Genomic DNA, 12,979 nt, shown 5'->3' on the forward strand with positions numbered 1-12,979 from the left:
GCTACGCGCTGAGCGAAATGCCCGGCCGAACGGAAGTCTCCCGCTCTCGCGCGTGTTTTCATTGATGAACGGAACATCGAGCATGAGCACGGAGGAGGAGCCATGACCCAGTACACCGAGACCACCGGTGCGGTCGAAGCCGAGACCCCTTACGAGCTCACGGCGCTCGACCGCTGCGACGCCTGCGGCGCCCAGGCTTACATCCGCGTCGTCGTCGCGAGCGGCGAACTGCTGTTCTGCGCCCACCACGGGCGCAAGCACCAGGAGAAGCTCTCGCAGATCGCGCAGAGCTGGCACGACGAGAGCGACCGCCTCCTCGTCGACGACCGTCGCTGACGACCACCGCGGATCGAACGAGAAACGCCCCGGCCGAGCCGGGGCGTTTCGTCGTCTTCGGCGCGCTCGCTCAGCCGACGGGCGTCTCGACGCCCGCGGCGTGCGCCTGGGCCGCCCGCGCGGACGACGCGTAGCCGTCGGCCTCCGCCGCCCGCCCGCCCGGCTCGTAGCCGAGCCCGGCGCGCTCGGCCATCGTCTCGAGCAGCCGATCGGCGAACGTCGGATTCTTCGCGAGCACGGGCCCGTGCAGGTGCGTGCCGAACACCGAGCCCATGACGACGCCCTCCTGGCCGGAGTCGCGTCCGTTGCCGTCGCCGGAGAGCACCCGGCCGAGCGGCGATCCCTCGGCGCCGACGTAGTCGCGGGCATGGTTCTCGAAGCCCACGAGCGTTCCGAACGCCGGGGAGCGCACGATGAGGTCGCCCGTCACGCGATCGGCTCGGGGAACGGCTCGCCCCGGTAGGATGCCGAGTCCTTCGACGCTGCGTCCTCCGGCGGTCTCGATTCCCCAGCTGAGCAGCTCCCAGCCGGTGCCGACGCCGAGGATGGGGACGCCTTCGGTGCCCCACCGCCGGAGTTCGTCGTGCAGCTCGAGCAGGCGGGACCGGCTCTCCTCGAGCGAGGCGTCGCTGCCCGACCCGAGCACGACCGCATCGACCCGCTCGGGCAGCGCGGACGCGTCGTCGACGGGAACCACGACGGCGTCGAGACCCGCCCAACGGGCGCGCACGGCGAGCACCTGCGCGTTCTGCGCGTCGCCGTTGGTGTTCTGCAGCGTCGGCAGCAGCGAGACGATCGTGAGGCTCATTCGGTACCCGTCAATCCGAGGTGCGCGCGGGTTCGGCGCATCGAGTCCGCCGAGAAGACGATGGTCTTCACGCCCGAGGCGGGCGACGGTGCGGCGAGGAAGTCGTCGAGCGCCCGGCCGAGGTCGGGCTCGACCCGGTCGATCTCGACGCCGTCGTATGCGAGCATGAGCGCCGCCTCGGCCGCCTTCGAGCCGCTGACGATCGAGACGCGACCGAGCGACGAGGCATCCGCGGGCCAGAAATATGAGGGATCGCGCACGTCGGACCCGATCGCGAACAGGATGTCGCTCGTACCGGGTTCGACGCTGTCGACGTTGAGCTGGTAGCTCGCGGGATTCTGCACGAGCACGAACTCGACCTCCTGGCCACGCACCGTCACCCGCTCGCCCCGGCCGAACACGGCCGGGATCGCGGTGAGCGCCGCAGCGGCGACGTCGGAGGAGAAGCGCTCGCCGAGCACGGCCTTCGCGGTCGAGTACGCGGCCGCCGCATCCACGGCGTAATGGGTGCCCCGCGCCGGCAGCCCGGCCGTCACGCGATGAGCGCCGTCGAGCAGCACGAGCTCGCGGCCGTTCACCTCCTCGATCACGACGCCGTCGGCGGCGTCGAGGCGTCGGCCGGCCGTCTCGGTGTAGCCGAGGCCGCGAGGCGCCGCATCGAGCACGGCCTGCGAGACGCCGAAGCGCCGCACCGCCACCGTGGGTCCGACCTTCGCGGCGAGCCGCTCGAGGTAGGCGTCGTCGGCGTTCACGACGACCGACTCCCCCGCCCGTGCCGCGATGCGCGCGAGCATGCCGGCGACCATCTCGGAGTCGTGGAAACGGTCGATCTGGTCGACCATGACGTTCGTGAGGCAGACGACGCGGGCGTCGACGCCCTGCATGACGAGCGCGCCGTGGCCCTCGTCCATCTCGAGCACGGCGACGTCGCCGGGGACGCGCCCCCGCCAGTCGGCCTGCTCGAGCAGGGCCGAGGTGAGGCCCTGGCTGATGTTCGCCGTCGACGGGTTCGTGAACACATCGACGCCGTGCTCGCGCAGGATCGCGACGAGCATCTTCGTCGTCGTCGACTTGCCGGCCGAGCCCGACACCACCACGAGCCCCTGCGGGAAGCCCGACAGGGTGCGCTTCAGGTAGTTCGGCGCGATGCGGTTGACGACCAGCCCGGGAACCGCAGAGCCGCCGCCCGGCTTGCGCAGCCGGGCGGCGAATCGGGTGAGTCTGCCGACGAGGATCGCCGGTGCGTAACGCAGTGATCCAGCTCCCACCGGCGGCCTACTCGAGGTAGTCGCGCAGCGACTGCGACCGCGACGGGTGGCGGAGCTTCGCCATCGTCTTCGACTCGATCTGGCGGATGCGCTCGCGCGTGACGCCGAACGTGTCGCCGATCTGGTCGAGGGTCTTGGGCATGCCGTCACCGAGGCCGAAGCGCATGCGGATGACGCCCGCCTCGCGCTCGCTCAGCGAGTCGAGCAGCGACTCGAGCTGCTTCTGCAGCATCGTGAAGCCGACCGCGTCAGCCGGGACGACCGCCTCGGTGTCTTCGATGAGGTCGCCGAACTCGCTGTCGCCGTCCTCACCGAGCGGGGTGTGCAGCGAGATGGGCTCGCGGCCGTACTTCTGCACCTCGATGACCTTCTCGGGGGTCATGTCGAGCTCGCGGCTCAGCTCCTCGGGCGTGGGTTCGCGACCCAGGTCCTGCAACATCTGCCGCTGCACGCGGGCGAGCTTGTTGATGACCTCGACCATGTGCACCGGGATGCGGATCGTGCGGGCCTGGTCGGCCATCGCGCGCGTGATCGCCTGGCGGATCCACCACGTCGCGTAGGTCGAGAACTTGAAGCCCTTGGTGTAGTCGAACTTCTCGACCGCGCGGATGAGGCCGAGGTTGCCCTCCTGGATCAGGTCGAGGAACTGCATGCCGCGACCCGTGTAGCGCTTGGCGAGCGAGACGACGAGGCGCAGGTTGGCGCCGAGCAGGTGGCTCTTGGCGCGCTGGCCGTCCTTCGCGACCCACTGCAGCTCGCGACCGAGCTGCGAGCGCTTCTCGGTGTCGCTCATCGCCGACAGCTTCTCTTCGGCGAAGAGGCCCGCTTCGATGCGCATCGCGAGCTCGACCTCTTCGGCCGCGTTCAGGAGCGCGACCTTGCCGATCTGCTTGAGGTAGTCCTTGACCGGGTCGGCCGTCGCACCGGTGATGGTCGACGAGTAGACCGGCACCTCGTCCTCGTCGTCGGATGCGCGCAGCACGAGCGCACCGGTCGGGTGCGGCTCCACCGCGACGGGCTTCGCCTCTTCGTCGTCGTCGGCGGCCTCGTCGTCGCCGCCCTCGGCGACCTCGACCTCGACCTCCTCGAGCTCGACCTCTTCTTCGTCGTCCTCGTCGTCGTCGGCCGCCTTGCCCTTCGCCTTGGTGCGGGGCTTGGCGGCGCTCTTCGCCGTGCTCGTGCGCGGCGTCTTCGACGCCGTCGTGCTCTTCGCCGCCGCCTTCGCGGCAGGCGCCTTCGCGGGCGCCTTCGTCGCAGTCGACTTCGCGGCGGTCTGGCGCTTCGCGGCCGGCTTCTCAGCCTCGGCCTCGGCCTTCGCCTTCGTCGTTGCCATACGTTTGAACCTCTCCTACCGTCGCTCGGCGTGTGCCCTCTCGGAAGGCGCGGCTCGTGCAGTCGGTCCGGTCGTTTTCGGACACTATGAGGACCCATGTCAAGTCCGCGTGGATGGCGCGACCTCGGTCGTGCCCGCGAACCCGAACGGGTCCTGCCTTAATTATACAGACCCTTGACTGCCTGCGCGCACGCTCGACACCCCGCCGCTCACCTTCTGTCAACGTCGACGGGCGGCCGGTCATTCCCGGGAGGGCGGGCGCCGCTCAGGCGCCGCGCGGCGGATCTTCGTCGCGACCGTGGCGGAACGCGAGGAACTTCTCGAGCTCGGCCGCGATCTCGTCGGCGCTCGGCAGCTCGCCGTCCTCGTCGGTGAGGGGCGACCGCAGCGTGGTCCCCTCCATGTAGGCGTCGTGCCGCTGCTCGAGCGTGCCGACGAGCTTCGCGAGCTCGGCGTTCTCGGCGACCTGCTCGTCGATCCGCGCGACGAAGTCCCTCCCCTGCTCGCGGAGCGCGTCGGTGGGGAAGATGCGCCCCGTCGCCGCGCTGATGGCCTCGAGCGCCGCGACCGCCGCGGCGGGGTACTCGGTGTCGGCCAGGTAGTGCGGGATCAGGAGCACGAACCCGGTGGTGGGGTGCCCGAGCTCGACCAGCCGGTACTCGACGAGGTGCAGGGCGTTGCCCGGCACCTGCGTCGTCGGCCGCCACACCGACATCGTCTCGACGAGCTCCTCGCGGTTGCCGCTGACGGTCGTGCGGATCGGCCGGGTGTGCGGCACCGGCATCGGGATGGCGTTGACCCAGGTCGTCGACGAGACCTGGAGCTCCTCGATGAGGTGGAGCACCGCCGCGGTGAACCGGTCCCACTTGAAGTCGGGCTCGAAGCCCGTGAGCAAGAGGAACGGCCGACCCAGCTCGTCGTTCGCGAGCTCGAGGGCGAGCCGCGGCGGGGTGTACTCGGTGAAGTGGTCGCCCTCGAAGAGCATGATCGGGCGGCGCGCCCGGTAGTCGAGCAGCTCGTCGACGTCGAAGGTCGCGACCGTGGTCGTCTCGAGGGTCTCGCGCAGGTACTCGGTGGTCTGCGCGACCGCCCCGCCCGCATCGGTGAAGCCCGTGAGCCCGGCGACGAGCGGGAGCCCCGGGGGCACGCGGACCTCGGAGTTCAGCTCGTACAGGGATCGTGGATCGCGCATGTTTCCAGCCTACTGACGCGGCGCGGGCCACCCGCCGCGGTGGGACCGGTCGGAGCATGCCCAGAGCGAACACGTAACATCTGGAGCCATGACCGTTCCCGTGCTCTCCGTCACCGACGCCCCTGCCGCCTCCGCCGACACCGATGCCGTCGTCCTCATCGCCCGGACCGGCGGCGACGGGCCCGAGCTGCTCGCTCCCGAGGGCTTCGACTGGGTGCTCCCCCAGCTCCTCGCGCTCGGCGCGACCGGCGCAGCGGACGAGCTGACACGACTGCCGGGCGCCGACGGCGGTCCGGGTGTCGTCGCGGTGGCCGGTGTCGGCGACGACGCGGATGCCGCGAGCCTCCGTCTCGCCGCCGGTGCCGCCGTCCGCCGCCTCGGCAAGGCCGAGTCGGTCTCGGTCACGGTCGCGATCGACGACGCCGGCGCCGCCGCAGCACTGCTCGAGGGCGCCGCGCTCGGCGCGTACGCCTTCGACGAGTACCGGAGCGACGCCAAGCCGCGCATCTCGCGCATCGACCTGCACACCGCGCTCGACGCCGGGACGGTCGGGCTCGACCGCGTGCGCGCCGTCGTCACGGCGATGGCCCGCACGAAGGACCTCGTGAACACGTCGCCCTCGGAGCTCTTCCCGGCGAGCTTCGCCGAACTCGCCGTCGCGGCCGCCGCCGAGGTCGGCGTGACCGCCACCGTGTGGGACGAACGCGCGCTCGCCGCCGACGGGTTCGGCGGGATCCTCGGCGTCGGCCAGGGTTCGAGTCGCGGCCCGCGGCTCGTGCGCATCGAATGGGCGCCGGCCGAGGCATCCAGCCATCTCGCCCTCGTCGGCAAGGGCATCACCTTCGACTCGGGCGGCCTCTCGCTGAAGCCCATGCTCTCGATGGTGGGCATGAAGACCGACATGGCCGGCGCGGCCGCGGTGCTCTCGGCGATCATCGCGTTCGCCGAGCTCGGCGTCCCGATCCGGGTCACGGGCTGGCTGTGCCTCGCCGAGAACCTGCCCTCCGGCACGGCGACGCGCCCGAACGACGTCCTCCGGATCCGCGGCGGCAAGACCGTCGAGGTCCTCAACACCGATGCCGAGGGCCGGCTCGTGCTCGCCGACGGCCTCGTCGCCGCGAGCGAGGAGCAGCCCGACGCGATCGTCGACGTCGCGACCCTCACGGGCGCGCAGATGGTCGCGCTCGGCAATCGCATCTCCGGCCTGCTCGGCGACGACGACCTCGTCGCCGACGTCCGACGTGCCGCCGACGGCGTCGACGAGGCGGTCTGGCCGATGCCGCTGCCGAAGGACCTGATGCCGCTGCTCAAGTCCGACGTCGCCGATCTCGCGAACACGAAGCTCGGCCAGACCGTGCCGGGGATGCTCCTCGCGGGCGTGTTCCTGCAGGAGTTCGTCGGCAACCGGGAGGGCACCGAGACGCGGATCCCGTGGGCGCACCTCGACATCGCGGGGCCGTCGCACAACTCGGGCGGAGGCTGGGGCTTCACCGGAACGGGCGCCACCGGAGCGGCCGTCCGCACGCTCGTCCGGCTGGGCGAGGACCTCGCTGCCAGGTAGTAAGGTCGTTCAGGGCGAGAACGTCGCCCGAACGCCTGCCGAGGCGACACGCCTTCGGCAGTCCGTGTCGCAGATCAGGTGCGCAAGGGAGATTGCGGTTGTCCGAGCAGAACTTTGACATTGTCGTCCTCGGCGGAGGCAGCGCGGGCTATGCGGCCGCGATCCGCGCCGTCGAACTCGGCCTCACCGCCGTGGTGATCGAGAAGGACAAGCTCGGCGGCACGTGTCTGCACCGCGGCTGCATCCCCACGAAGGCGCTCCTGCACGCCGCCGAGGTCGCGGAGGTCTCGAAGGAGTCCGCGAAGTACGGCGTGAAGACCGCGTTCGAGGGCATCGACATGGGCGGCGTCACCGCGTACCGCGAGGGCATCGTCTCGAGCAAGTGGAAGGGCCTGCAGGGCCTCCTGAAGGCGCGCGGCATCCTCGTCGTCGAGGGCGAGGGTCGCCTCGTCTCGTCGAACACCGTCCAGGTGGGCGACGACCGCTACGTCGGCAAGAACGTGCTGCTGGCGACCGGGTCCTACTCGCGCTCGCTGCCCGGCCTCGAGATCGGCGGCCGGGTCATCACGAGCGAGCAGGCCCTCGAGCTCGACTTCGTACCGAACAAGGTCGCCGTGCTCGGCGGCGGCGTCATCGGCGTCGAGTTCGCGAGCGTGTGGCGTTCGTTCGGCGCCGAGGTGACGATCATCGAGGCGCTCCCCCACCTCGTGCCCAACGAGGAGGAGTCGGTCTCGAAGCAGCTCGAGCGCGCGTTCCGCAAGCGCGGCATCGACTTCTCGCTCGGCGTGCGCTTCCAGGGCGTGACCCAGAACGACCAGGGCGTCGTCGTCACGCTCGAGAACGGCACGACGTACGAGGCCGACCTGCTGCTCGTGGCCGTCGGCCGCGGCCCCGTCACCCAGAACCTCGGCTACGAAGAGGTCGGCGTCACGATCGACCGCGGTTTCGTGATCACCGACGAGCGCCTCCAGACGAGCGTCCCGGGCGTGTACGCCGCGGGCGACATCGTGCCCGGCCTCCAGCTCGCGCACCGCAGCTACCAGCAGGGCATCTTCGTCGCCGAGGAGATCGCGGGCCTGAACCCGATCATCGTCGAAGACGTGAACATCCCGAAGATCACCTATTGCGAGCCCGAGGTCGCCTCGGTCGGCTACACCGAGGCCAAGGCGGCCGAGAAGTTCGGTGCCGAGCAGATCAGCTCGTTCGACTACAACCTCGCCGGCAACGGCAAGTCGAGCATCCTCGGCACGGGCGGCTCGATCAAGGTCGTCCGCGTGAACGACGGCCCCATCGTGGGCGTCCACATGATCGGCGGTCGCGTCGGCGAGCTCATCGCCGAGGCGCAGCTCGCCGTGAACTGGGAGGCGTACCCCGAGGACATCGCCCCGTTCATCCACGCGCACCCGACCCAGGGCGAGGCGTTCGGCGAGGCCGTGCTCAAGCTCGCCGGCAAGCCGCTGCACGCCATCTGAGCCCGCTGCCCGAACCCACGACTGCAATAAGCTAGAACGCGTTCCCACGCTGTGAAGGAGACAAGCGCATGAGCGAATCCGTCAGCCTCCCGGCACTCGGCGAGAGTGTCACTGAGGGCACGGTCACCCGCTGGCTGAAGAATGTCGGCGACCGTGTCGAGGTCGACGAGCCGCTGCTCGAGGTCTCGACCGACAAGGTCGACACCGAGATCCCGTCGCCCGTTGCGGGTGTCATCGAGGCGATCCTCGTCCAGGAGGACGAGACCGTCGAGGTCGGCACCGCCCTCGTCACGATCGGCGACGGTTCGGCCGCCGCCGCGCCCGAGGCCGCCGCCCCCGCACCGGCCGAGGCGCCTGCCGCTCCCGCGGAGCCGGCCGCGCCCGCAGCCGAGCCGGCCGCGCCGGCTCCCGCACCCGAGCCCGTCGCGGCGCCGCCGGCCGCACCTGCGGCGCCTGCGCCGGCTCCCGAGCCTGTCGCCGCCCCGCCGGCCGCGCCCGCTGCTCCGGCAGCGCCCGCTGCACCGGCCGCGGCGCCCGCTGCCGCTCCGGCGCCGGCCGCGCCTGCAGCTCCCGCTGCACCCGCGGCGCCCGCTGCACCGGCCGCGTCGACCGGCGCCCACGCCGGCCCCTCGGGCTACGTCACCCCGATCGTCCGCAAGCTCGCGAACGAGCAGGGTGTCGACCTCGCGACCGTCACGGGCACGGGCGTCGGCGGACGCATCCGCAAGCAGGACGTCATCTCGGCCCAGACTGCTCCGGCCGCGCCCGCCGCGGCGCCCGCGCGCCAGCCGCTCGAGACCTCGCCCCTCCGCGGGACGACCGTCCCGATGACGCGCCTGCGCAAGGTCGTCGCCGAGCGCGCCGTGGTCTCGATGACCTCGACCGCGCAGCTCACCACGGTCGTCGAGGTCGACGTGACCCGCATCGCGCGTCTGCGCGACCGCGTCAAGGCCGACTTCCTCGCCAAGACCGGCAACAAGCTCTCGTTCCTGCCGTTCTTCGGCCTGGCCGCCGCTGAGGCGCTCAAGGCGTACCCGATCATCAACTCGACGGTCGACGGCGACAGCATCGTCTACCCGGCGCAGGAGAACATGAGCATCGCGGTCGACACCGAGCGCGGTCTGCTCACTCCGGTGATCCGCAATGCGGGCGACCTCGACATCGCCGGTCTCGCCGCGCAGATCGCCGATCTCGCCGATCGCACCCGCAACAACCAGCTGAAGCCCGACGAGCTCGCCGGCGGCACCTTCACGCTCACGAACACCGGTTCGCGCGGCGCGCTGTTCGACACGCCCGTCGTCTTCCTGCCGCAGTCGGCGATCCTCGGAACGGGTGTCGTCGTGAAGCGCCCGGTCGTCGTCAGCCAGGACGGCGCCGACGCGATCGCGATCCGCTCGATGGTCTACCTCGCGCTGTCGTACGACCACCGCATCATCGACGGTGCCGACGCCGCGCGCTTCCTCACCGCGGTGAAGGAGCGCCTCGAGGAGGGCGCGTTCGAGGCCGACCTCGGCATCTAGTCGAACAGCTCTCGCAGTCGCCAACCGGCCTCGCCCCTCATCACGAGGAGCGAGGCCGGTTCGCGTTGCCCGTCGGCGTAGGGCAGCTGCAGGAGGACGGCCTCGCCCATCTCCGCGGCCACCGACAGCTCCTCGAGCGCGTACGCGGGCACGTCGGGCGCCGCACCCTCTCGCGCCGCTGCGAGCTGCTCCAGATCGGCGCGCTCGAGCGCCGAACCCGGCTGGTCGACCTGCGCGACGCATCCCGCGTCGATCGTCGCCAGGCACTCCGCACGCCGCATCATGAGTCGGACGGCGGCGACCACGGGATCGGCATCCGCCGCGGCATCGGCACCGGCATCGGCGCCCCGACCGCCGTCGACCGCGGCCGGATGGGCAGTCGCCCCAGGGCCGGCCGTGGCCTCTGGGCCGGCCGCGCGCGGCTCCGGCGCAGCCGTCGGCGGCGCGCCGGTGGCCGCCGCTCGGTCGGGGCGGTGCGGTGCCTCGGCGACCGCCGACGGCGGGATGAGGGTCAGCAGCAGGACGAGCGCCGCACCGCCGACGGCGCTGCCGACGACGAGCAGCCGCCGGCGGCCCGCGACGAAGGCGCGCAACCGACGCCCGAGCGCCCCGACAGGCGCGACGTCGGCTGATCCGGCGAGTCGATCGACGATCGGCACGGGCAGCTGCGCGAGCTCGCCGAGTGCGGCGCGCCACCCGTGGGCACGCTCAACGGCGCCGTGGGCATGCTCGTCGCCGGGATCGGCGTCGTCGCCGGTGGCGCCAGGCAACGCGGCGACCGCCGCCGCCGGTCCGAGCCTCGTGGGCAGCGAGTCGCGCACCCGCGGGCTGGGGCCGTCCCGCAGCGGCACGGCCGGCGCCGCGGCGAACAGCGCCCGCTCGACCCCGCCCTCCGATCTCGCGAACGGTCGGGATTCGGCACCGGCGCGAGCGATCGCCGCGGCCGGTTCGAATGCACCGGGCCGGCGCGTGGAGCGCGCGACGTCGTCGATGAGGGCGGCGATGCGCCGATGCCCCTCGCGCAGCAGCTCGGTCCTGGCGACGGCGCCGCCCGCGTCGTCGAGCGCGCGCAGGGCACCCAGCCCGATGAGGCGCGGCCGACCGGTGTCGTCGATCAGCACGTCGCTCGTCGTGAGGCGGGTGTGCACGAAGCCGGCGTCCGCGAGCCCCGCGGCGGCCGCCACGAGCGGCGCGAGGATCGTGGTCGCCTCACCCGGGTCGAGCACCCGCTCGCCGATGAGTCGCGAGAGCGTCGGCCCGCCGACGCGCTCGACGACGAGGACGCGCCGACCGTCGTCGAGCACGGCGAGATCGATCAGATCGGGCAACGTGCCCGAGGCATCCGCGCCCATCGCCGCGATCTCGGTGCCGATGGCGTCATCGGCGGCGCCACGGCGGTACGCCCGCAGCACGACCGGCCGACGACCGACGCCGCCGCCTTCGGCGTCGGGGCCGGTCGCGCCCGCAGCCTCGACCGCGAGATGCACGTCGGCGCGCTCCCCCGTCGCGACCCGCCTGAGGAGCCGGTAGCCGGCGACCACGCCGGCATCGAGCTCCCCCGACGAGGGCGCATCGTTCACGTCACCGCCGCCGGCGTCGGCTGCGTTCCCGCCCTCGGTGGCGCGCAGGTGCGGCTGCGCCGTCGTCTTCGCTGAACGTCTCATCCCGGCAGTCTCCCCGCACGCTTCCGGGAACCCGCGGTCCCGGCCGCCGCTGTGCACCGCACCGCGGCATCCACGAGTGGGGAGGAGAAGTCGCCTAGACTGGCCGAATGCTCGACATCGTCGTCACGGGGCTAAGCGCCAACTCCGTGCCGTACATCGAGGGTCTCGACCTTCAGCGCGCCGTCCATCGCGCGGTCGTCGCGGGCGAACGCCCCGACACCGTCCTCCTTCTGGAGCACCCCTCCGTCTACACCGCCGGGAAGCGCACCGCTCCCGACGAACGGCCGACCGACGGAACGCCCGTCATCGACGTCGACCGCGGCGGCAAGATCACCTGGCACGGACCGGGCCAGCTCGTGGGGTATCCGATCCTCCATCTCGCCGCGCCGATCGACGTGGTCGGCTACGTTCGCCGCCTCGAGGGCGTGCTCATCGACGTCCTGCGGGACGCCGGCGTCGACGGCCGTCGCGTCGACGGCCGCTCGGGCGTCTGGGTCGGCTCGCCCGGCTTCGAGAACAAGATCGCGGCCATCGGCATCCGCGTCGCCGACGGCGTCACGATGCACGGGTTCGCCCTCAACTGCTCGAACTCGCTCGAACCGTACGAACGCATCGTCGCGTGCGGCATCCGCGACGCCGGCGTCACGACCGTGAGCCGCGAGCTCGGCCGCAGCATGACCCCCGCCGACCTCGTCGACGCCGTGAGCGCCCGTCTCCGCCTCGAGTTCGAGGAGGCGCTGGCCGCATGACCACCGCTCCCGAGGGGCGCAGGATGCTGCGCCTCGAAGTCCGCAATGCCCAGACGCCCATCGAACGCAAGCCCGAGTGGATCAAGACCCGCGCGAAGATGGGCCCCGAGTACCGGGCGCTGCAGTCGCTCGTGAAGAGCGAAGACCTGCACACGGTCTGCCAGGAGGCCGGCTGCCCCAACATCTACGAGTGCTGGGAGGACCGCGAGGCGACCTTCCTCATCGGCGGCTCGCAGTGCACGCGGCGCTGCGACTTCTGCCAGATCGACACCGGCAAGCCCGCCGACTTCGACGCCGACGAGCCGCGACGCGTCGGCGAGTCGGTCGTGCGCATGCAGCTGCGGTACTCGACCGTCACGGGCGTCGCGCGCGACGACCTGCCCGACGGCGGGGCCTGGCTCTACGCCGAGACGATCCGCGAGATCCATCGGCAGTCGCCGGGCACCGGCGTCGAGATCCTCGTGCCCGACTTCAACGGCGAGCCCGAGTTGCTGCAGCAGGTCTTCGACGCACGGCCCGAGGTCTTCGCGCACAACGTCGAGACGGTGCCGCGCATCTTCAAGCGCATCCGCCCGGCGTTCCGCTACGAGCGTTCGCTCGACGTGATCACGCAGGGCCGCGACGCGGGGCTCATCACGAAGTCCAACCTCATCCTCGGCATGGGCGAGGAGCGGTCGGAGATCTCCCGGGCGCTGCACGACCTGCACGACGCGGGAACCGACATCATCACGCTCACGCAGTACCTCCGGCCGAGCCCGCGGCACCTGCCGGTCGCCCGATGGGTGCGTCCCGAGGAGTTCGTCGAGCTCAAGGCGGAGGCCGAGGAGATCGGCTTCCTCGGCGTGCTCTCCGGCCCGCTCGTGCGCTCGTCGTACCGCGCGGGTCGGCTCTGGGCCCAGTCGATGCAGGCGAAGGGCCGCGAACTGCCGGCCGAGCTCTCGCACCTCGCCGACGCCTCGCTCGGCTTCGCCCAGGCCGTGGGCTGACCCCTCGGCCGCGCGCCGTCCGACCGGGCGCCGGGGTCGCTCGACCGTGCTCAGCGCGGTCCGAGCGACCCCCGCGCGCCGGTATCCTAG

The 12,979-nt window shown here is 71.9% G+C and carries 11 protein-coding genes; 6 read left to right on the forward strand and 5 right to left on the reverse strand.

Annotation, left to right across the window (positions count from 1 at the left end; translation table 11 throughout):
- The first annotated feature begins 102 nt into the window (after window positions 1-102).
- A complete protein-coding gene (locus AC3RJ6_RS13545) occupies window positions 103-336 on the forward strand; it encodes a DUF7455 domain-containing protein (protein WP_491427596.1) in 234 nt (77 codons plus the stop codon).
- Window positions 337-406: 70 nt separating this feature from the next.
- On the opposite strand, the gene AC3RJ6_RS13550 is transcribed toward AC3RJ6_RS13545, so the two are convergent.
- The 4 genes from AC3RJ6_RS13550 to AC3RJ6_RS13565 form a co-directional block, all read right to left on the reverse strand.
- Window positions 407-1,144, reverse strand: a complete 738-nt coding sequence (locus AC3RJ6_RS13550; RefSeq protein ID WP_491427597.1) for a type 1 glutamine amidotransferase — start codon at window positions 1,142-1,144, stop codon at window positions 407-409.
- A complete protein-coding gene (locus AC3RJ6_RS13555) occupies window positions 1,141-2,412 on the reverse strand; it encodes a Mur ligase family protein (protein ID WP_491427598.1) in 1,272 nt (423 codons plus the stop codon). Before AC3RJ6_RS13555 ends, AC3RJ6_RS13550 begins: the two co-directional genes overlap by 4 nt.
- Before the next feature lie 7 nt (window positions 2,413-2,419).
- Window positions 2,420-3,745, reverse strand: coding sequence for an RNA polymerase sigma factor (locus AC3RJ6_RS13560; protein WP_491427599.1), 1,326 nt, complete (start codon window positions 3,743-3,745; stop codon window positions 2,420-2,422).
- Between the two features lie 265 nt (window positions 3,746-4,010).
- A complete protein-coding gene (locus tag AC3RJ6_RS13565) occupies window positions 4,011-4,937 on the reverse strand; it encodes a proteasome assembly chaperone family protein (RefSeq protein WP_491427600.1) in 927 nt (308 codons plus the stop codon).
- Between the two features lie 88 nt (window positions 4,938-5,025).
- Here AC3RJ6_RS13565 and AC3RJ6_RS13570 point away from each other — a divergent pair, with 88 nt between their 5' ends.
- The 3 genes from AC3RJ6_RS13570 (at window position 5,026) to sucB (ending at window position 9,490) form a co-directional block, all read left to right on the forward strand.
- Window positions 5,026-6,498 (forward strand): leucyl aminopeptidase, encoded by a 1,473-nt coding sequence (locus AC3RJ6_RS13570; protein ID WP_491427601.1) that lies wholly within the window; start codon window positions 5,026-5,028, stop codon window positions 6,496-6,498.
- 98 nt (window positions 6,499-6,596) lie between these two features.
- Entirely contained in the window at window positions 6,597-7,970 is a 1,374-nt protein-coding gene (gene lpdA, locus AC3RJ6_RS13575) for a dihydrolipoyl dehydrogenase (protein WP_491427602.1), read from the forward strand.
- A gap of 68 nt (window positions 7,971-8,038) precedes the next feature.
- Window positions 8,039-9,490, forward strand: a complete 1,452-nt coding sequence (sucB, locus tag AC3RJ6_RS13580; RefSeq protein ID WP_491427603.1) for a 2-oxoglutarate dehydrogenase, E2 component, dihydrolipoamide succinyltransferase — start codon at window positions 8,039-8,041, stop codon at window positions 9,488-9,490.
- On the opposite strand, the gene AC3RJ6_RS13585 is transcribed toward sucB, so the two are convergent.
- Complete coding sequence (locus AC3RJ6_RS13585; protein WP_491427604.1) at window positions 9,487-11,154, reverse strand: hypothetical protein; 1,668 nt, start codon at window positions 11,152-11,154, stop codon at window positions 9,487-9,489. The two genes, sucB and AC3RJ6_RS13585, sit on opposite strands and share 4 nt — an antisense overlap.
- A 107-nt stretch (window positions 11,155-11,261) precedes the next feature.
- On the opposite strand from AC3RJ6_RS13585, the gene lipB reads away from it, so the two are divergent.
- Together lipB and lipA are read left to right on the forward strand one after the other, a co-directional pair.
- Window positions 11,262-11,903 carry a lipoyl(octanoyl) transferase LipB gene (lipB, locus tag AC3RJ6_RS13590; RefSeq protein WP_491427605.1) on the forward strand — a complete coding sequence of 214 codons (642 nt, stop codon included), beginning with the start codon at window positions 11,262-11,264 and terminating at the stop codon, window positions 11,901-11,903.
- Entirely contained in the window at window positions 11,900-12,889 is a 990-nt protein-coding gene (gene lipA, locus AC3RJ6_RS13595; protein ID WP_491427606.1) for a lipoyl synthase, read from the forward strand. The genes lipB and lipA overlap by 4 nt, the downstream gene beginning before the upstream one ends.
- The last annotated feature ends 90 nt before the right edge of the window (window positions 12,890-12,979 follow it).

It is taken from the genome of Agromyces cucurbitae (genome assembly GCF_058349945.1).

Bases quoted from the DNA above. Each gene is read 5' to 3' on its own strand.
- AC3RJ6_RS13560 (WP_491427599.1), bottom strand. From the start codon at position 3,745: ATGGCAACGACGAAGGCGAAGGCCGAGGCCGAGGCTGAGAAGCCGGCC.
- lipB (WP_491427605.1), top strand. From the start codon at position 11,262: ATGCTCGACATCGTCGTCACGGGGCTAAGCGCCAACTCCGTGCCGTAC.
- AC3RJ6_RS13545 (WP_491427596.1), top strand. From the start codon at position 103: ATGACCCAGTACACCGAGACCACCGGTGCGGTCGAAGCCGAGACCCCT.
- AC3RJ6_RS13550 (WP_491427597.1), bottom strand. From the start codon at position 1,144: ATGAGCCTCACGATCGTCTCGCTGCTGCCGACGCTGCAGAACACCAAC.
- AC3RJ6_RS13570 (WP_491427601.1), top strand. From the start codon at position 5,026: ATGACCGTTCCCGTGCTCTCCGTCACCGACGCCCCTGCCGCCTCCGCC.
- AC3RJ6_RS13565 (WP_491427600.1), bottom strand. From the start codon at position 4,937: ATGCGCGATCCACGATCCCTGTACGAGCTGAACTCCGAGGTCCGCGTG.
- lipA (WP_491427606.1), top strand. From the start codon at position 11,900: ATGACCACCGCTCCCGAGGGGCGCAGGATGCTGCGCCTCGAAGTCCGC.
- sucB (WP_491427603.1), top strand. From the start codon at position 8,039: ATGAGCGAATCCGTCAGCCTCCCGGCACTCGGCGAGAGTGTCACTGAG.
- AC3RJ6_RS13585 (WP_491427604.1), bottom strand. From the start codon at position 11,154: ATGAGACGTTCAGCGAAGACGACGGCGCAGCCGCACCTGCGCGCCACC.